18 protein-coding genes and 1 pseudogene are annotated in these 18,987 nt (G+C 62.9%); 9 read left to right on the forward strand and 10 right to left on the reverse strand.

The window, feature by feature from the left end; translation table 11 throughout:
* The first annotated feature begins 80 nt into the window (after nt 1-80).
* The 3 genes from HK439_RS25205 to HK439_RS25215 are packed head-to-tail and all read left to right on the forward strand — an operon-like array spanning nt 81 to nt 2,839.
* Entirely contained in the window at nt 81-1,175 is a 1,095-nt protein-coding gene (locus HK439_RS25205) for an NAD(P)/FAD-dependent oxidoreductase (protein ID WP_190294263.1), read from the forward strand.
* Nucleotides 1,156-1,452: a 2Fe-2S iron-sulfur cluster-binding protein gene (locus tag HK439_RS25210; protein ID WP_328804243.1), complete on the forward strand. Its 297-nt coding sequence runs from the start codon at nt 1,156-1,158 to the stop codon at nt 1,450-1,452. The genes HK439_RS25205 and HK439_RS25210 overlap by 20 nt, the downstream gene beginning before the upstream one ends.
* Nucleotides 1,445-2,839 (forward strand): NAD(P)/FAD-dependent oxidoreductase, encoded by a 1,395-nt coding sequence (locus HK439_RS25215; protein WP_190294264.1) that lies wholly within the window; start codon nt 1,445-1,447, stop codon nt 2,837-2,839. The genes HK439_RS25210 and HK439_RS25215 overlap by 8 nt, the downstream gene beginning before the upstream one ends.
* 15 nt (nt 2,840-2,854) lie before the next feature.
* Here the strand turns inward: HK439_RS25215 and HK439_RS25220 are convergent, their stop codons facing one another.
* The 3 genes from HK439_RS25220 to HK439_RS25230 form a co-directional block, all read right to left on the reverse strand.
* The gene (locus HK439_RS25220) at nt 2,855-3,937 is read right to left on the reverse strand and encodes an AraC family transcriptional regulator (protein WP_190294265.1); all 1,083 of its coding nucleotides are present in this window, start codon (nt 3,935-3,937) and stop codon (nt 2,855-2,857) included.
* A 202-nt stretch (nt 3,938-4,139) separates the two neighbouring features.
* On the reverse strand, nt 4,140-5,111 hold the full coding sequence (locus HK439_RS25225; protein ID WP_190294266.1) for a pyridoxamine 5'-phosphate oxidase family protein: 972 nt from the start codon (nt 5,109-5,111) through the stop codon (nt 4,140-4,142).
* 8 nt (nt 5,112-5,119) lie between these two features.
* Complete coding sequence (locus HK439_RS25230; RefSeq protein ID WP_328804244.1) at nt 5,120-5,734, reverse strand: glutathione S-transferase; 615 nt, start codon at nt 5,732-5,734, stop codon at nt 5,120-5,122.
* 153 nt (nt 5,735-5,887) lie between these two features.
* Here HK439_RS25230 and HK439_RS25235 point away from each other — a divergent pair, with 153 nt between their 5' ends.
* The 4 genes from HK439_RS25235 (at nt 5,888) to HK439_RS25250 (ending at nt 10,929) form a co-directional block, all read left to right on the forward strand.
* Nucleotides 5,888-6,784 carry a LysR family transcriptional regulator gene (locus HK439_RS25235; RefSeq protein WP_190294268.1) on the forward strand — a complete coding sequence of 299 codons (897 nt, stop codon included), beginning with the start codon at nt 5,888-5,890 and terminating at the stop codon, nt 6,782-6,784.
* A 137-nt stretch (nt 6,785-6,921) separates the two neighbouring features.
* The gene (locus tag HK439_RS25240) at nt 6,922-7,920 is read left to right on the forward strand and encodes a TIGR00341 family protein (RefSeq protein ID WP_190294269.1); all 999 of its coding nucleotides are present in this window, start codon (nt 6,922-6,924) and stop codon (nt 7,918-7,920) included.
* Nucleotides 7,921-8,041: 121 nt separating this feature from the next.
* Nucleotides 8,042-10,054, forward strand: a complete 2,013-nt coding sequence (locus HK439_RS25245) for a hypothetical protein (protein WP_190294270.1) — start codon at nt 8,042-8,044, stop codon at nt 10,052-10,054.
* Nucleotides 10,051-10,929, forward strand: coding sequence for a hypothetical protein (locus tag HK439_RS25250; RefSeq protein ID WP_190294271.1), 879 nt, complete (start codon nt 10,051-10,053; stop codon nt 10,927-10,929). The genes HK439_RS25245 and HK439_RS25250 overlap by 4 nt, the downstream gene beginning before the upstream one ends.
* Before the next feature lie 21 nt (nt 10,930-10,950).
* Here HK439_RS25250 and HK439_RS25255 read toward each other — a convergent pair whose 3' ends face one another.
* The 5 genes from HK439_RS25255 to HK439_RS25275 all read right to left on the reverse strand — a co-directional run bounded on the left by HK439_RS25255 (nt 10,951) and on the right by HK439_RS25275 (nt 14,607).
* On the reverse strand, nt 10,951-11,472 hold the full coding sequence (locus HK439_RS25255; RefSeq protein WP_190294272.1) for an isoprenylcysteine carboxylmethyltransferase family protein: 522 nt from the start codon (nt 11,470-11,472) through the stop codon (nt 10,951-10,953).
* Nucleotides 11,473-11,636: 164 nt separating this feature from the next.
* A complete protein-coding gene (locus HK439_RS25260) occupies nt 11,637-11,873 on the reverse strand; it encodes a YdcH family protein (RefSeq protein WP_190294273.1) in 237 nt (78 codons plus the stop codon).
* Nucleotides 11,874-11,926: 53 nt separating this feature from the next.
* On the reverse strand, nt 11,927-12,451 hold the full coding sequence (locus tag HK439_RS25265) for a universal stress protein (RefSeq protein WP_190294274.1): 525 nt from the start codon (nt 12,449-12,451) through the stop codon (nt 11,927-11,929).
* Between the two features lie 398 nt (nt 12,452-12,849).
* On the reverse strand, nt 12,850-13,593 hold the full coding sequence (locus tag HK439_RS25270) for a DNA/RNA non-specific endonuclease (protein ID WP_190294275.1): 744 nt from the start codon (nt 13,591-13,593) through the stop codon (nt 12,850-12,852).
* Between the two features lie 243 nt (nt 13,594-13,836).
* Complete coding sequence (locus tag HK439_RS25275) at nt 13,837-14,607, reverse strand: hypothetical protein (protein ID WP_190294276.1); 771 nt, start codon at nt 14,605-14,607, stop codon at nt 13,837-13,839.
* Nucleotides 14,608-14,748: 141 nt separating this feature from the next.
* On the opposite strand from HK439_RS25275, the gene HK439_RS25280 reads away from it, so the two are divergent.
* Nucleotides 14,749-15,174, forward strand: coding sequence for an acyl-CoA thioesterase (locus tag HK439_RS25280; protein WP_190294277.1), 426 nt, complete (start codon nt 14,749-14,751; stop codon nt 15,172-15,174).
* Between the two features lie 4 nt (nt 15,175-15,178).
* Here the strand turns inward: HK439_RS25280 and atzF are convergent, their stop codons facing one another.
* Together atzF and HK439_RS25290 are read right to left on the reverse strand one after the other, a co-directional pair.
* Nucleotides 15,179-16,996 carry an allophanate hydrolase gene (atzF, locus tag HK439_RS25285; protein ID WP_190294278.1) on the reverse strand — a complete coding sequence of 606 codons (1,818 nt, stop codon included), beginning with the start codon at nt 16,994-16,996 and terminating at the stop codon, nt 15,179-15,181.
* 19 nt (nt 16,997-17,015) lie between these two features.
* A pseudogene (locus tag HK439_RS25290) lies at nt 17,016-17,291 on the reverse strand (ABC transporter ATP-binding protein); the annotation flags it as partial.
* A 107-nt stretch (nt 17,292-17,398) separates the two neighbouring features.
* Between HK439_RS25290 and HK439_RS25295 the strand changes: the two are divergent.
* Nucleotides 17,399-18,301, forward strand: coding sequence for a LysR family transcriptional regulator (locus HK439_RS25295; RefSeq protein WP_190294279.1), 903 nt, complete (start codon nt 17,399-17,401; stop codon nt 18,299-18,301).
* The last annotated feature ends 686 nt before the right edge of the window (nt 18,302-18,987 follow it).

Raw genomic sequence — 18,987 nt, forward strand, 5'->3', positions numbered from 1 at the left:
CTCCTTGACAACCCCGCCCCACCCCGACCTGATACATTGAGCGGACAGGCGGAATCGGCCTGATCCAGAAGAGGCGTTTCATGGAAACGGACTATGCCATCATCGGCGGCGGGGTCGTGGGGCTCTCGATTGCCTGGGGTCTGCTGCGTCGGGGACTGAGCGTCACAGTCATTGACGGCGGTGACGGCGATTTCCGGGCAAGCCGCGGCAATTTCGGCCTGGTCTGGGTCCAGGGCAAAGGCCTGAACGAACCCCGCTATGCTGAGTGGACCCGCGCCTCTGCAGCCGCATGGGCGGGTTTTGCGGAAGAACTCACCGGCCTGACGGCAACCGACCTCGGCCTGCGCCAGGACGGCGGCTACGAACTGTTCTTCTCCGAAGACGACATGGCCGCCATGATCGCCGAATACGAGGGGCTTAGGAAGAAGCTCGGCGGCGACTATCCGTTCGAGGTGCTGGACCCGGCCACTCTTCAAAAGGAAGAACCGGCCATCGGCCCCAAGGTGGTGGGCGCGATCCTGCACCGGGAGGACGGCCACGCCAACCCGCTGCGCCTGCTGCGCGCCCTTGCCGACGCCACCCGCCGCACGGGCGGGCATATTCTGACCGGCCGCCGGGTGACCGCCGTGGACAAGGCCAATCTGTTCTGCCTGACCTGTGACGACGGCACCGAGATCCGCTCCGCGAGGCTGGTGCTGGCCGCCGGACTAGGCGCTGCAGACCTCGGTCCGAAACTCGGTTTCCGCACGAAAGTCCGCCCCCAGCGCGGCCAGGTGATGATCACCGAAAAGCTGCCGAAACTCATCAACCGTCCCTCGCCCATCGCCCGCCAGGTCGACGAAGGCGGCATCCAGATCGGCGCGACCAACGAGGAGGTCGGCTTCGACGACGGCATCACCCGGCCAGGCCTCGCCCGGCTGGCGCGCGAGGCGGTCGATGCCTGGCCGGACCTTGCCCGCGCCCAGCTTGTGAGAAGCTGGGGCGCCCTGCGCATCCTTACCCCCGACGGCCTGCCGGTCTATCAGCAAAGCCCGGATCTCCCCGGCGCCTTTCTTGTCACCTGCCACAGCGGCATCACCCTTGCCGCCGCCCATGCCCTCATGCTGCCCGACTGGCTGGAAGGCCAGCCCGGCGCACCGGATCTAAAGGTGTTCAGTGAAGACCGTTTTTCATAACCTGTCTCCGGATGACACCCCACGCGTCCGCGTCCGCTTCGCTGACCGTGAGTTGATGCTGCGCGACGGCGCCAATCTTGCCGCCGAACTGCTGGCGGCAGGCGTCATGCCCTTCCGCCACACCCCGGTCTCCGGAGCGCCGCGTGCGCCCTTCTGCATGATGGGCGCCTGTTTCGACTGTCTGGTGCTGATTGACGGCGTCACCCGCCGGGCCTGCATGAGCGAGGTCAGCGAAGGTCTCGAGATCGCCGTGCCGGGAAAGGCAGACCATGATTGAAGCCGATCTCGTCATCATCGGCGCCGGCCCCGCCGGCATGGCCGCCGCGGCCCAGGCCGCGGACTGCGGCCTCTCCGTCCTGATCCTCGATGAACAGCCCCGCCCCGGCGGCCAGATCTATCGCGACGTGGACCGCGCCGCGCCCAGACACGGTGCCATTCTGGGCAAGGACTACACCGATGGCCTAGGCCTCACCGACCGGCTCGATCATCCGAACATCGCCTGTCTCTTCGGCACGTCCGTCTGGCAAATCGATCCGCAGGCTGCGGTCTCTTTCAGCCGCGACGGACGCGGCGGTGTCGCGCGTGGCAAACGCCTGCTGATCGCGACCGGAGCCCAGGAACGCCCCATGCCCCTGCCCGGCTGGACCCTGCCGGGTGTGATGACGGCAGGCGCAGCCCAGATCCTGCTCAAGGCCTCCGGTGTGGTCGCCGAACGCGCAGTTCTGGTCGGCACCGGACCGCTCCTCTATCTGGTCGCCGCCCAGATGGTGCGCGCGGGCACGCCACCGCTGGCTCTGGTGGAAACCCAGACCCGGTCAGATTTTCTGCGCAGCCTGCGCCACCTGCCTGCCGCGCTTTTAGGCAGCCGCACCCTACTGAAAGGCATGGGTCTGCTGGCAACCCTCCGCAAGGCCGGCGTCAAACGCTACAAAGCCGCGAAGGATATCGCCGTCGAAGGCACGGACCGGGTGACAGGTCTTCGCTTCGCCCACGGCGGCCAACCCCACCAGCTCGAATGCGACACGGTGCTCCTGCACCACGGCGTCGTGCCCGAAACCCAGGCCACCCGCTCCCTGAACCTGCCCCACCGTTGGAACGCCCGCCAACGCGCTTTCCACCCGGTCACCGACCGTTGGGGCCGCACGGCGCTACCTTTTATCTTCGTCGCCGGCGACGGCGCGGGCATCGGCGGAGCCAAGGCCGCAGCCTATGAAGGTACTCTCGCAGCTCTGGAAATCGCCCGCGACCTCGGTGCGCTGTCAGACGGCGACCGCGACCTTGCCGCCCATCCCCTCCGCCTCCGGTTATGGATGGAACGCGCCATCCGCCCCTTCCTCGACACCGCCTTCCCGTCGTTCGCTGCGGCCCTCGCCCCGGCCGACGACACGCTCGTCTGCCGTTGCGAGGAGGTAACGGCCGGCGCCGTCCGCCGCTACGCCGCCCTCGGCTGCCTCGGCCCCAATCAGCTCAAGGCCTTCGGTCGCCCCGGCATGGGTCCGTGCCAGGGCCGCATGTGCGCCCTGACCGTCACCGAACTTTTAGCCGTGCACCACGGAACATCGCCGAAAACAATCGGCCTGCAACGCGTCCGCCCGCCCCTGAAACCGGTAACGCTTGGGGAAATCGCGGCGATGGAGGGTCAGGGAGAACAAAGTACTCTTTGAAGGAACAATGCTCGTTCAGCTCTGCTCGCCGACCGGAGGCATCAGGTCCGGATGAAATTCCGGCAGGGCGTCGTCCGCACCCATGTCCGGATTCTGACGGAGTGCCCGTGGCGGGCAGCCGAACCACTGGCGGACCGCGCGGGAGAAAGTGCTGACTTCCGAATAGCCGAGCAGGTAGCTGACTTCCTTGATCGGCAGTGCGGTTTCCCGCAGGTAGCGCCGCGCCGCGGCGCGGCGGACCTGCGCTGTCAGTTCGCGGAAAGAAACGCCTTCGTTTTCCATCGTTCTCTGCAAGGACCGTTCGGACATGCCGAGCGTGTCGGCAACCGCGGGCAGAGTACACGTGCCCGCCTTCATGGTCTCGGCGATCACCTCGGCAATGGCCGACAGCGGCGACGTGTTCCTGGCGCGCAGGTTCAGTTCGCCGAGAGAGGCCCGCTCGATGATGGCATAGAGATTGTTGTCGTTGCGCACCGGCTTTTCATCCAGATAGCGCGCCTCGATGGAAATCCTGTTCCGCGTCCCGTCAAACCTGATCCGGCTGCCGTAACGCTTCTGGAAATCCGAACTGCATACCGGCGCGCCCGTGGCAAGTTCGATCTCGATCGGCGCCATCCGCGTGCCGAGCGCGGCCTCGAACCCCCGGGCCGCCCAGGCCATGCGGGCAAACATGTTCTGCCGCCAGATGCCGTGTCTGTCCTGCAGCTTCCATTCCAGCACGCCCTGCCGCCCGTCCTCCCCCTCGGTGAAGGTGACCGTGTAGGCGTTGGACCGGATCTGCATGAACCGCTGCCAGGCGCGGCAACCCTCCCGGAGCGTCGGGGCGCAGGTAAACAGATAGTCGAAAAGGGAAAACTCACCGATATCGGTGGCATTGAAAATGTCGAAAATCCGGGCGTCATCGCCGGATACCTCGGCCGCTTCCTCGAAAACCGCATAAAGTGCGGTGATGGGGACGATGCCCTCAGGATCGTCCAGTTCGTCGAGATCGATGCCGTGGCGGCCGGCAAGCTCTTCCCAGTCCAGAAGATCCGCAGGCATGCCGTCTCGCAGGACGCGCAGGGCATCGGCCCGGGCCCATTCCTTCACCGCCGCCATTCAGACCCTCCTCGTCGGAATTAACTGGCAGGAACAGACTAAGGCAAAAATTCCGACCATGTGGCGGAAAAAAACAAGTTTTCGCCAGAAAATGTCAATTTCCGGTTGAGGGCATCCATCTACGGCCACCTACTCCCGCCAGATCGCACCTCTAACGCTATGCTGAAAGGGACTCCGATATGGCCTGGGCCAGGTGCAAGGATCAGCGCGACCTTTTCCGCGCCTCGGCCCATGTGCCGGTGGCCTCAAGCGCGGGCCAGGATTCCAGCAGGAGGCCTTTGACCGGAAAGACGTTCCGTGCGTGCAGGATCTCTTCCGGCATCACATCGACGATCCGCCGGGCTCCGGCGAAGCCCTCCGAACGGTCGGACGACCAGTCGATCGCCGCCCGCCCGGTAACGAATAGAGCCTCGCCGGTTTCAAAGTCCGGGACGAACAGCCCGACCCGGCCGTCCGCCTCTATATTGCCGAGGGTGTTGAAAAAGCGGTTTCCTTTGAAATCGGGAAAGGACAGTGCGCCGTGACCGGTCACGCCCAAAAACCCCGGCCGTCCGCCCCGGTGCGAGATGTCCACGCCGTCCCGGGGATCGTCCGTCAGTTCCGGTGCCCTCGAGGCGATGAAAAAGGTGTCGGCCCGTTCCACCAGCATCCGCGCCTCATCTGTAAGACCGCTCAGATGGGTAACCTCGACCGGTTCGTCCCTCCCGCCCCGCCAGTCGAACACCCGCGCCTGGATATATTGCGGACAATTGCCGAAGCTCTGACCTGCGACGATGTCGAAGCCGTCTGTCCGGGTTTCGGCAATGGTGCCGTTTAACCGGTTGCGCCGCCGGGTGTGCGATTCCAGGCCGAGGACACCGGCCTTCGCCCCGTCGGCAAGGTCGAGCGCCAGTTCGTCGCTCAACGCCGGCACCGCCTCCACGCTGAGGGTCCGCGCATCCGGGCTTCGGACAAAGCCCGGCGCGCCAAGGACGGGCGTCGCCCAGACGCGGCCTTTCTTGTCGAGAAGCCCCAGAAAAAGCACCGGCAGGCTTTCGAAAAACGCCCGGTGCTGGTCCGGCATGGCGTCACGAAAAACTCGCGACACCGCTCTCCTCCAGTCCGCTCCGCTGCCGTGGGCGCGCTCCTGAACGGCGATTTCCCCGGCGTGAAAGGCGGTCTTCTCCTGATCCATCGGACGGCTCATACGGCTTCGGGGATCGGCGACGGGGCCATGGCGACGAAATTCGGCTGGCCTTCGATCCGCTTCAGCCAGGCGCGGATTGCCGGATAGGGCTCCAGACTGACGCCGCCTTCCGGGGCGTGGGCAATGTAGCTGTAGCCGGCCACATCGGCGATGGTGATCTCATCACCGGTCAGATAGGCGCTGCCTTCCAGGACAGGTTCCATCACCTTGAACAGCGCATGGGCCCGCGCCACGGCGGCTTCATGATCCAGTTTCGCGCCGAACACATGCACCAGCCGCGCGGCAGCAGGTCCGGGCGCGATTTCGCCGGCGGCAATCGACAGCCAGCGTTGCACTTGCGAGGCCCTGACCGGATCCTCGGGCAGCCAGCCGGTGTCCGCGCCGTAGCGCTTGGCCAGATAGACCAGGATTGCGTTGGAATCCCAGAGAACCGTGCCGTTGTCGTCGATCGCCGGCACCTTGCCGAAGGGGCTGAGCTTCAGATAGTCCGGCGCCTTGTGGGCCCCGTTGGCCATGTCGAGATCGACGGCCGCATAAGGCAGACCGAGGAACGCCATCATCAGTTCGACCCGGTGGCAATGGCCGGATTTCGGGTTTCGGTAAAGCTTGATCGGGGCGGCATCTGTCGGAAAATGCGGGTTCATGGGCCTTGTCCATTTCTTCTCGAGGTGGGGATGGACAACATCTAATTGGTATTATCAGACAAATGAATTAGCTTGTTTCAAAAGTCTTTATTTCAAGAATTGAGCATAATGGAGCCAACCTTGGACCGGATCCAAAGCCTTGAAGTCTTCGTCGCCGTTGCCGAGGAAGGCGGCTTCGCCGGGGCCGCGCGCCGGCTTCACCTAAGCGCCCCATCGGCCACCCGGGGAATCAACGCGCTCGAGACCCGTCTCGGCGCACGCCTTTTCACCCGCACCACGCGCCAGGTCCGCCTCACCGACGTGGGCGAGGCCTATCTGGAGGAGGCCCGGCACATTCTCGGCCTGCTTCAGGCAGCCGACGACGCGGCAGCAGGCGCCGCCACCCGGCCCCGCGGCCGGCTCCGGATCACCTGCCCCAACGAATTCGGCCGCATCCATGTCATGCCGGTCGTCACCGGTTTTCTGGACACCTATCCGGAGGTGAGCGCGGATATCGTCATGATCGACCGGATCGTGAACATCATCGAGGAAGGTTTCGACATCGCGGTGCGCATCGGCCCGCTCCAGTCTTCGGGCCTCACCGCCGTGCGCATCGGTCAGGTGCGCCGGGTCGTCTGCGCCACGCCCGCCTATCTCGACGCACACGGCACACCGCAAACACCGCAGGATCTGCACAGGCACCGGGTCATTTCCGCAGGCCCTGTCGGCCCTCTGCCCGACTGGCGCTTCGGCGGCGACGGGGGCGAAACGGTCCGCATCGCCTCCCGCCTTGCCGTCAGCAATATCGCCGCCGGCATCGAGGTCGCCTGCACCGGATGGGGCCTGTGCCGCGCGCTGTCCTACCAGGTTGCCCCCCACCTGGAGGCGGGCACCCTGCGGACCGTGCTGGAGGACTTCGAACCCGACCCTCTGCCGGTCCATCTCGTCCACGTGGAGGGCCGCCGCGCCGCCGCCAAGGTCCGAAGTTTTCTGGATTACGCCGCACCACGGCTGAGGGCGCTCCCGGTGTTAGGGTAACGGGCCAAAGGCGGAAGGAACCCTTCAGAGGTTCGTTGTGCCGGGAAGCCTGTCTGTCCGAATACCTGCTTTCAAGCCTGCCCGCCGCTTGTTATCACGGAACTCGGGTAAATTCCGGCTGACGAAACGGGGCCGCAATGTCGCATCAGTATGTCCATGTCATCGTCCCCAGGGACACTGTCGACGAAATCGTCGAATTCTCCGATCGCGATGGCGTGACCCTGGCGGGCATTTCGGCGGCGAAGGGACCGGTCCGCACGGTTTCATTCCTGGCAACGGCCAAGGCCCAGCAGGACCTGCTCGATGATCTGCAGCGCGCCCTTTACAAGACCGAAGGCTGGGAGATCGCCATAAGCCCGGTCGACGCGGTCGTCGCGAAGGCGAAGGACAAGGAAAGCGACGAAGTCGAGATCACCGAGAGCCGGGAGACCCTGCTTGCGGAAGTTTCGCGAAATGCGGGCATCACGCCAACCTCTTTGACCCTGGTCGCGATTTCCGCTGTCGTTGCAGGGCTCGGAATGATCGAGAACAACGTTGCGGCCATCATCGGCGCCATGGTTATCGCACCCCTGCTAGGTCCTCTACTGGGGTCCATTCTGGGTGTCTCGCTGGGGGAACGCGACCTCATCATCCAGTCAGCAAAGGCGAGTGCCGCCGGCATCGCCCTCGCGGTTGCCATCGGCGGCCTGCTTGGCCTCGCACTGCCGTTCGACATTACGTCGAAAGAACTGGCCACACGCGCCGCCGTCGGCTTCGACGACATAGCCCTTGCCCTTGCCGCGGGCGCCGCTGCTGCCCTGTCTCTGACTGCCGGCGCCGCATCGATCCTGGTCGGCGTCATGGTCGCCGTCGCCCTTATGCCGCCCGCCGCCGCCATTGGCCTTTTTCTTGGAAAAGCCGCCTGGTTGATGGCCGGCGACGCGGCCTTGCTGCTGGCGGTAAACCTTGCCGCTCTACACCTGTCCGGCCAGATCGTCTTTCTTGTCCGCGGCGTGAAGCCCCGGACCCGTTACCGGCAGGCGAAGGTCAGGCAGGCCATCCGCTTTTCTCTGATTGTGTCCGCAGCACTGCTCCTCCTCCTGGCGATACTGATCGGATACAAGGTCGTCCCGGGAGCCTTCCCGCTGCAAGAGTGATACGGCTACGGGCCATTCAGAGTGAAACTTGCGGTCGCCACACTGCTGGATTGTAATGCCAAACGCTCTTGCTATGATCGGTAGTTGACGCTGGGGGACCAATCGGCCGGGGAGCACGAGGATGGCGAAGCGGTTGTTCATTGGCATAGGGGTCGAGGCGCCCGCGGGCATGGAGGAGCTGCCCGGCGTGCATGAGGCGATTGCCCGTATCGCACAATACGCCGACGGGAACGACGCCTACGACCCGCCGATCCTGTTTTTGGACAAGAAGGACCCGCTGGGAACGCGCGAACCGGTCACCGCCGAGGCGATCAGGGCGAAGCTGACGCCGGACCTTCTTATCGGCCGGCCCCGGATCACCGTCTATTTCTGCGGCCACGGCGCGTTCCTGAACGGCCGCGAGATCTGGTACCTGAGCGCAGGCAAGGCGCAATGGAGCCAACGGGTCGATGTTTCCGGTTTCCGCGACATGCTGCAAAGCTACGGCCCCGGCCAGATCGGCCTGTTCAGCGATGCCTGCCAGACCGCCGAATACGGAGACGGCGGGGCGTCGCCGGTGCTGGACTACTATCAGGGCGCCGCCGGCATTCCCAAGATCGATATTTTCCGGGCGACCATCCGCGGCAAGCCCGCCTACGCGACGCAAACCGACGGCCCGCTGTTTTCCAGTGTGATCGCCAAGGCCCTGACCGGCACACCGCCCGACAGCGCGCTCGACAAGCAGTATCTTTTGAACGACGAACGGGTCGTCAGCAGCCAGAGCCTTGCCACCTATGTGGAAGAACATCTGCCCGACTATGCCGCACTGGGCGCCGGCCAGGCCCAGATCCCGGAAATCGTCAGCGGCTTCCGCTATGACACCAACGATTACCTGAAGCTGCCTCCCCTGGAAGAGGAGCCGGAGGAGCGCCCGCGCCCGCGTCTGTCGATCGACAGGGACGAAGTGGAATATGAAACGAAAGGATGGGACACTTCCAGGCGCTCTGACGAATTCGATGGAGACAGCGAAAAATTTGAACGGGCGCCGAAAGAAGAAGAGACGCGGCCTGACGAAGCCGCACCTGCGCCCAGACCGAAAGAGAAACCGCAGCACAAGCTGGAACGGGCACTCGATGCCTCCTTGAGCGAATGGCGGCAGGATTTCTGGTATCACGCCGATCGCCTCGTCGAGCAACGGGTCGAACGGCCCAATCTTCTGATTTCGGTCGCCGGCGCCGATATCGACGCCGCCGCACAGTCGCTCGCCCTGGTGCTGCCGGAAGACAGGACCTGGCGCATGGACATCGATGCATCCGGCGGTTGGCCGGCCATCGTCGTCACAATCGAGAATTACCGGGAGGCCTTTGAGGGCAATCAGCCGTTCGCACCGCTGCTTTCCGTCGCCGGTCTGCACATTCCGCTGGAATTGCAGCGTGATCCGGACACGGTCGTTCTCAATCTGAATCTGGGCGAGACGGGCCCCGACGGAATGCCGGCCCCGCCGGGCGTCGGCGCTCTGGGCTGGAACAACCGGGACAGCCATTATCAACTGGGGAAGGCCTATCGCCCGATGGAAGTGTTGAAGGGACTGATGACCGGCGTCCTGACCGCCGATCTGGTTCAGCCCATGGCGGCCCGGATGCGCTATCTCAAACACGCGGATCCCCTTTACGGCATCGCCGCCGCCTATCTCTATGACCGGATCGGTGATCTCAACAGCATCCGGCGCATGTGCCTGTATTATGCCCGGTACAAGCCCGAGACCGGCACCCCACCCCAGGGCATCCCGTTCGACATCGCCATGCTGTCGCGGCTTCCCTTCGACTGGGAAAGCGGCAAACCGGGCTTCAGGGTCGATATACCGGAAATCCCGGAAGACGACGAAGCAGACCGGGAGGAACTTCCAACGTTCGCCTGGCAGGCGATGGAAGGCGAACAGGCCGCGACCGTTGCGGGCCTCGCCCCCGTGCTCCAGGCCGGATGGACGCGGCTTGCGACCCTGCGGCCCCACGCGCTGTTCCAGGAATATCTCTGGCTTCAGGAACACATGACCAACGCCCCATTCGCCAGCTTCCAGGGCGACGCCGCGCATGAAGGCCTGCTCAATCTGTTCAGTACGGCCGATGCAAGATACGAGCAGGGAGTTCCCATATGAGACTGGCCTTCATCCACGGCATCAACAACGAGGGCAACACACCCGAGGGCATCGCCGACACCTGGTGGCAGGCGCTCGTGGAAGGTTGGAAGGCCATCGGCCTGCCGCCGAAACCCCGGCCGCAGATCGACGTCGGTTATTACGGCAAGCTCCTGGCCGATGCGGTCGCGGGCCGGCGCCCCGCCGCCGTCGCCCAGGGCGGCGGCGCGGAAAGCCGCGACGTGGCGCTGGAATTCCTGAAAACCTACCAGGCCGCAGCCGGGATCAGCGACGAAGAACTCAACAGGGCCCTTTTGAAGCAAGGCCTTGAGCGTGAAGTGGTCGAACAGGGCCGGATCCGGGGCGCACTTCTCGATGTTGCCTCGGCAATCGAAAGCCTGCTGCCTGCCCACGGCAAATCCATCGCCTCCAGGTTCCTGAAACAGGCCACCCATTATGTGGAGGACACCGGCCTCGCCGCCCAGATCGGCGTCATCGTTCGCAAGGCGGTGTTTGACGGCCATGACGAACCGGTCCTGCTGGTGTCCCATTCCCTGGGGACGGTGGTGGCCTACAAGATGCTGGCCGAAAGCCGCGTAGCCACCCGGCAGGTGCCCCTGTTCGTGACCCTCGGCTCGCCGCTCGGAATCGGCATGATGCAGCAGATCCTTCCGCCGCGCCGGACAATCCCGAACCCGCCGATCGGCCAATGGCTGAACGGCTTCCGCCAGGACGACGTGGTCACCCTCGGCCGCCCGCTCATACCCGGAACCCTCGGTCTCGACGGCATCACCAACGTCAGCGACGGCCTGATCGAGGAGACCGACAAGCACTCCATACACGCCTACCTGAAAAGCCCGCCGATCTGCGGCCACATCTACGGCATGCTGCCGTAAGGGGTCCGGCTTCGCCTGCCCTCAATAGGCGTCGAACCGGCCGCGCAGGGCTTCCTCTTCCTGGCGGATGCGCTGGCGGAGGATGATGACATAAACCGGCAGGCCGACGATTAGCGTGCCGAAGGCCTGCAGAGCCAGGGCGAAGCCGATCAGTTCGGGGATGATGTTGAGATAGTAGTTCGGATGCCGGAGCATCCGGAAGAAACGGTTGGTCACCAGTTCATGGTCGCGGGCGATGATAATCTTGACCGTCCAGAACCGGCCGAGCGTGAGAAGGACCCACGCGAGTGCGATCATGGAAAGCGTATAGATGACGACGCCTGCGACGGTGACCGCCGATACCGGCGCGGCGCGCCACAATCCCTCGGCTATGGCGGCCAGATAATAGACGATATGGACCAGCGCCAGGATCGTTGAGGTCCCCGCGCCATACTCCACCGCCCCCTCCGCTTTCAGCCGCTTCTCATTGCGGATGGACACCGCCAGGGCGGCGAAGCGGAGGATTGCGGCAATGACGATGAAGCCGATCAGGAAAAGAGGCATGAAAAATTCCCGAACCTTTGAAAACGATGCCGGTTATACACCGCCGCCGCCCTTCAAAAACGTCTTCCCTTTCCTCTTCGCGATGCTATGCCCTGAATCTCAACAGGATAACGCGGGTCCGGCAACCGTGGGCCGGCAGTCTCACCCAAAGGGCTCGACCGCGCTCAAAGCAGGATCAGCCGGTAAAGCTCGTCCTTGACCAGATCGCGGCGTTTGCGCAGCTCGTCGACAGCCACTTCCTCGACCGGTTCCTCGTGCATCTGGGCGCGGTGCACGGCCCGGCTGAGTTCGTGAAACTCGTCCGCTCTCCGCTTGAATTCCGGATCCTGCTCCTGGAGATACTTGATCTTCTCCGCATGTTCGGGAAAGGCCTCGTGCAGGGCTTGCGGCTTTTCATCCATCGTCCGGTCCTCCTTTTCGGTGCGATATCTCGGTGACTGTCCTCCGGCGTGCGCTAACGCACGCAGACGCAGGTCATCGGCGCGGTGTTGCTCAGGCGGTGGGATACGCTGCCGACCATCAGGGCCTTGAGATCGGACAACCCCCGCGCACCTGTTACGATCATGTCGGCATTCACCGCCTCGGCAACCTCGAGAATACGGGCGGCGGGATTGCCGTCTTCCGTTCTCCGGCTGACATTGGTTGCGCCGTGTTCGCGTGCGATCTCTTCCGCCTCCTTCAACACGAAACCCGCCACCGCCTCCAGGGCCTGCCCCGGACTGACGGCGTCCTTTGGCAGCACCTGGGCCAGGGGAAATCTCGCATCCGGAATCTCGGATACCGCCTTGGAAAAGGCCCCCGCGTCAGCGTGATATTCGACCTCGGCAAGCTCGCGCATGGCGTCGGAAAGATGGTCGCGCAACAGAACATGGACCAGCACGACTTCAGCGCCGTATTTGGAAGCAATGTCGGAGCCGAACGCAACGGCCTTCTTGGCATGCTCCGATCCGTCGGTCGCAATAACAATTCGTTTCAGCATTTTCCGTCCTCCCAGTTTCACCCGGAAACCTACGCCTCCCAGGGACGCAATCCAGCCAGGCTCTCACAACAGGATGGCAAAAGTTGAACCGTCCGCATTGAGGCGTATCAAGGATATTTCGAGGACAATTGGCGGGATGGATCCAGCTCTACGGGATCCTCGGGCGCTTCCTGGACGGCCCGGAATGACGCTCGCCACCTGCTTCCGGATCGTGGTTTTGTCGCGTTCGGCGTAGCTGGTAACTAAAGGCTCCTCAAAGAAACCAACGGTCCCGTATTCGCAACAAACGGACTCCAGCTTCACTGAATTGCCGAAAACCCGATCGGGTCGGTCATACAATTTGACGGACGTCCGATAGGACCGATATTCGCCCGCAGCCTGCGCCCAATCTCACCCGTTCAATAATCCCACATGGGGATCGGGTTTTTCTTCTGCTCGTGAATATCGGATCCGCTGATCCGGTCCCAGAAGCGGCCGCCGACCAGCTGTTCCGCGTCGTAGGTGACAACGAGATAATCTTCCAACTTGCCGTCCAGCCTCTGGTTTTTCATCTCGAATGTCCAAAGCGAGAGGCGCCCGCGGACATCCTCTGCCAATACGCTTTTCACGAAGGCATGAGGGATCGGGACGTCAATCCCGTATTCTTCATTCTCGTCGCCAATGGTATTGATGGTTTCGCCGAAGTAGAACACCGGAGCGGTAAGAACATAAGTTTCCAGAATATCTTTTCGGGCGTCCAGCTTTCGGGTGGCGTCTTCAAGCTCACGCCAGATGCGGCGGTTGAGGTCGGGATGCTGCGGCGACATATTCGACAGCAGGAACGTTTCGCTGTTCTGGATTTCAACCAGATCCTGATCGGCGCTTGGCACCAGATGCCCCCTGTCGAAACCGCTGCCAACATACGCCCCCAGGCCGGCCCGGAAGCGGCGGGGTATCCGCAGATCGGCGCGAAAATAGTTGTTCCGTTCCACGTCGGGTAAATCCGTCACATTCCACGCCATCCTGTTGATAATCCCCAGCGCCCATTTGGCCTGCCTGAAGTACCAGGAATATCCGACCGTGAAATACCGTCCTGTCAGGATCTGGTCGCACACCGGCGCGCCGTATCTGAGTTCGGGTTGCATTTGAAACGGATCATTCATGATCCTTCCCCCCGTCTATCAATCACTGACAATGCTAAAAAATTTCCCGGCAGTTCGCGGAAGCGTCCGCCGCAATAAAAACCGAACCGTTTCCGCGAACCGGCTGGCCGCCGGATCTGCGAAGCCTACCGCCCAATTCTACCTGAACTTGCACACCCTGGAAAGCACAGGCATGCGAGTGGGGCAGAAGAGCAAACCATTGCCATTCAGCCTCAGGTGAGCTTCTTGGTGCGGGCACACGGCTTAGCCAGGTAAAACGCTCATGGCAGCGTTGACGACCGTCGTGGTGATTGCGCCAGCGAGAAACAACCAGTCGAAAAACAGGCACGAGGCGAAAATCAGCGTGGTCTGATACGCGGGCGCCGCCCAATCGTGCATGAGAATGGCGAGCGCCCAGTTCTGCTCGAAGACGTAGCCATAGGCCGCCCAGGCGATATAACCGGTGACCGCCACCGAAAAGGCCGTGAGACGCCAGTTGAGGCGCCTGCGGAACAGGACCAGCCCGATCATCAGTGACAACGCCACGACATTCACAAGGCCGAAGCGGCGCAGATCGGTAATCAAACCACGCACCGTGCCCTGATAACGCTCGACGACAAAGTCCTGAAGGGTGGCCCGCCCGATCCGCAGTTGGGCGATCCGTTGCACCATCGCGCTGTCGGCGACCCGTGCCGCGACAGCCCAGAAATCGCAGTTTTCCCTGCATCGCCCCGATAGTGCGGGCGCGAGCAGTGCAGGAATGATCTGCCTCCGCTTGTCGTCGGTCCTGTCCGCGTCCCGTCGGAACCGTTCCGCCAGCGCGCCGAGCCGTTCGGCCCGTCCCCCCTCCGCGAACGGAGCTTTGACCTTCTCCCAGGCCTCATGGGCAGCCGCCTCCACCTTCGCGACGGCAAAATCCTGCAACCGCTCTTCCACCTGCTGCGGGTTGCTATAGGTCACGATCACCAGAAGAGCCGAGAGGACCAGTCCTGCCAACTGCACCCCTGCCAGTGCCAGCCTGCCTGCAAATTCCATGTGATCCCTTCACCCCGGACAACACCACCTGCCCTCAACCATCCGGCGAAGCACCCTGAAAAGCAACCGCCCATCCGTCGTGGAGACATTTCCCGGTGCCTCGTGCATGATCAGGCGATCAGACAATGGGGAGGCTTGCAAATGACGGCAATGGTTTCTTTCCGCTCGGTCGTGGATCCGTCGGACTGCGATTTTCTCGGCCACATGAATGTGTCGAGGTATTTTGCCGCCTGTTCGGACGGCGTATTCGCAATCCAGTCCGAAATGGGCCTGACGGCAAAGGATATGCGCGACGGCCGCCGGCTTTCCTTCGCCGTCGTGCATGCCGAAAGCGATTTTCGCGCCGAGCTGTCTGCCGGTGATGCAATCCGGCTCGAAACATCGATCGTCGAGATCGGCACCCGGTCACTCACCTTCCGGCATCGCCTCTTCAGGGCAGCGGACGACGCAATCGCATTTGAAACAGTATTCAAATGCGTGATGTTTGATCTCGCCGGGCGACGGGCAGCGCCAATTCCCGAAGACGTCCGGGAAAAGGCCGCCGCGTGGCTTGAAACTGCGCAGTGATCTATCAGGCTGACGCCGCCAGACTTCCGTCCGCCGCCGCGATATAGGCGCGCCAGCTCTTCAGATCCGTGATGTCTTTCGCCCCGGCGATCCCTGCCCCTTCGCACACGAACCCCTGAACCGAGCGGCCGTCGGAGAGAACCAGGGACCCCAGGCCAAGCGGAGCCGGAATGGATGCGAGCAGCGACCCGACTTCCTTCAGCGGAACCGCCCAGATTTCCAGATCGATTTCAGCGCCCGAACCGGGCTCGGCGCGGACCAGGCCCGGCCGGCTCGGCGGACCGCCGGCCAGCGCATAGAGCCGGTAGGCGTCGCTGGTCTTTGCCGCTTCCAGGAACCGGCCGCCGCGCGAGGTCAGTTCGGGGTTGAGCGCCATGCCGGACATATGCGCGCCGCAGACGGCAAGCGCCAGTTCGTCCGGCTGCGCGATGGGGGCCGTTTCCGGCGCATCGGGCAGTTCCCAGCCAGTGGCGCCCAGTTCATGGGGACAGGCCTGTTCCAGCTGGATGCCGATGGAGGCCAGCAGGTCGTCCTCACCGGCGGCCGCCAGTAGGGTGACGCTGCCCGGGCGACCGTCGGAGCGCGGCGACACCGGCACGGCCAGCCCGCACATATCGAGCAGATTGACGAAGTTGGTGTAGGTGCCATAACGCGAATTAGGGCCGATCGGATCGTCGATCAGGTCCTGAACCGAGTAGAAGGTCGGCGCCGTCGGTACGCACAGCAGATCAAGCCCGGCGAGAACAGATTCCGTCTTCCGGCCCAGCTCCTTCAGCCGGTAGATGCCGCGGAAGGCATCGGTCGCCGTCAGGCCGATGGCCTTGCCGACGACTTCGCGCGTCACCGGATGAACGGCCTCCGGCTGCTTTTCCATCAGTTCCTGCAGAACGGTATGACGCTCGGCGACCCAGGCGCCCTCATAAAGCATCTTCGCCACGTCGTAGAACGGCGTGAAGTCGATCTTTTCCACCGTGGCGCCCAGCGCCTTCAGGGTCTCCACCGTCTCGTAGAACGAGGCTTCCTGTACTGTGTCGCCGAAAAACTCGATGCTGGCATCATCCGGAATGCCCACCCGCAAGGCGGGCGGCATGTCACCGAGGGGCGCGACGCGAATGTCGCGCGAATAGGCGTCGTCCGGGTCGTAACCGGCAGCGGCAGTGAACGCCTCATAGGCATCGGCGACCGTCAGGGCAAAGATGGAAATCGTATCCAGCGTCCGGCAGGCCGGAACCACGCCGCTGGCGGAAAGAGCCCCAAGCGTGGGCTTCAACCCGGCGATGTTGTTCATCATCCCCGGAACCCGGCCCGAACCGGCCGTATCCGTCCCGAGCGAGAAACTGACGATGCCGTGGCCGACCGCGACCGCGGAGCCGGAAGACGATCCGCCCGGCACGATCTTGGGATCAACGGAATTCAGCGGCGGCTGATAGGGCGAGCGGACACCGACGAGGCCGGTGGCGAACTGGTCCAGGTTGGTCTTGCCGACAAGCAGCGCGCCCGCAGCCTTCAGCCGGGCGACGGCGAAGGCATCTTCCTCGGGCGTATATTCGAACACCGGACAGGCAGCCGTCGTCGGCTTGCCGCCGTCATCGATATTGTCCTTGATGGCGAAGGGAATGCCCCAGAGCGGCTTGTCCGGATCGTAAGGACCCAAGGCCCTGGCGGCGTCCAGCACGTCGGCCTTGTCGTAGAGAAGGATGAAAATCCCCGGATCGTCGACCTCGGCGATGCGCCGGTAGACTTCCTCGATCACCGCTTCGGGGCTGGTTCCCGAGGCATAGGCGGCTTTGAGGGCGGAAAGCGTGAAAGGAAGGTCGTTCATTGGATCTTCGTACCTGGGCTTATGCAATGTGTTCTTGAAATTCGGGCACGGCGGGAGCGGCCGCTGCGGGCGGATGGGGAGCGGCTGAAAGCAGCTCGCGCGTATAGTCCGACGACGGGTTCTGCATCACCTGTTCCGACGGTCCTTCCGCGACGATCTCACCGTCCTTCATGACGATCACATGGCCGCACAACTGGCGCACAACATGGAGGTCATGACTGACGAACAGATAACTGATACCGAGTTTGGCCCTCAGATCCACCAGAAGATTGAGCACCACCGCCTGGAAGGCGATGGCCGCGCCCTTGAGGAGAGCTTGTCCGGAAAAAGCGCTTCTTTCTAATGCTATTTTTGCAGTAAGCTGCTTCCGAAAATGCAGCACTCGGAAAAACGATACGCGATATGAAGCACTTGACGACCCTGTCCCTGATCCAGGCCGTCGCCAGGGTGAGCTCGATCCGCAAGGCGGCGGAAGACATGAACATCACCTCTTCGGCGCTGAACCGGCGTATCCAGCGGTTCGAGGAGGAATTCGGCGCGCCGATCTTCGAGCGCCTGCCCCGCGGCGTGCGCCTCAACCCGGCCGGCGAACTGCTGATCCAGCACATCCGCGCCCAGATCGCGGACCTGGAGCGGGTGCGCAGCCAGGTGGCGGACCTCTCCGGGCTGCGGCGCGGCCATGTCTCCATTGCCTGTTCCCAGGCGATCCAGCCCTATTTCATGCCCCGCCACATCGCCGCCTACCGCACCGAGCATCCCGGTATCACCTTTGCCGTCCATGTGCGCGACCGGGACGCGGCGGAGGAGGACCTGCGCAGCTTTCAAAGCGACCTGGCGCTGGTGTTCGAGCCGCGCCATCTGGAGGAATTCGAGGTGATCGTGTCGGTGGAACAGCCGGTCTATGCGGTCATGTCGGTGGACCATCCGCTGGCAAGCAAGGAAACCCTGCGCCTGCGCGACTGCCTGGAGTTCCCCCACGTGGTCCCGCCGCGCCACATCGGTATCCGCTACCTGCTCGACCTCGCCGCCGGGCGCATGACCAAGAAGCTCGCCCACACCATCGAGGCGGATTCCTTCGAGTTCATGCGCCACTACGTTCAGAACGAAAAGGCGGTCGGCTTCCAGTTCCCCATCGGCCTCGACATCGCCAACGACACCCGCCTCGCCTTCCGCCCCCTGCCCCGCCGCGACATCGCCTTCGGCAACCTGGCGCTTCTCCAGGCCAAGGGCCGGACGCTGTCGGTGGCGTCGGCGCGTTTTGCCAACCAGCTGGCGCTGGCGTTAAGTGAGGAAGGGTTGGGGTAAGGTCAGTACGGGGACGCCTGGGTAATGGTCCCTCTTCGAATGTTTCGATTGGCCGATGCCAGACCTCCACCGCGCAGGGTACCGAGATCGGTTTTGCGGCCAAAGTGGCAGGAGCCATTTCTGGATGATAGTCTCGGTGCGACATCTGCCATTTCGACCATTTACACCGTGAACTGCCAACAATCTGATTCTTGAATGGGTGAGCCTTGTTCCGGTGGCGAGAAATCGAAGACTGACCATTATCAGGTCTATGCACCCGAAAAATAAAACGTTAAAGTTGAAAAGCACGATAAAGCTAATAACTGCATTCAAAATTAAACAGAAGATTTGGGATTATTCTTTTTCTGATCCTGCAATTCAGACTCTGTTGCTATAGTGACAAGGACTGTTTGATACAGGTTCCATATAAACGACTTCAGCTTCAGGACAGCGCTGACTATCCACTGAACGATAGAGCAAATGACTAGGAATAGTATGGGAATGCCAACCTGCTGATAGTCAGAAGTCGCGAACGTAAATAACCGGGTCAGTGGAGATTGCTCTGAGAAAAGGAGGATCGTGACCTGAGACCCCATAACTCCTCCAGTTTTGTGTAGAGTCCGTTCCAATTAGGAGACGGACGGAATGAAGCGATCCAGGTTCACAGAAGAACAGATCATCGGCATTTTGCGGGAGCAGGAGAGCGG

The sequence above is a fragment of the Roseibium aggregatum genome (genome assembly GCF_014692675.1).
GTDB lineage: Bacteria > Pseudomonadota > Alphaproteobacteria > Rhizobiales > Stappiaceae > Roseibium > Roseibium aggregatum_C.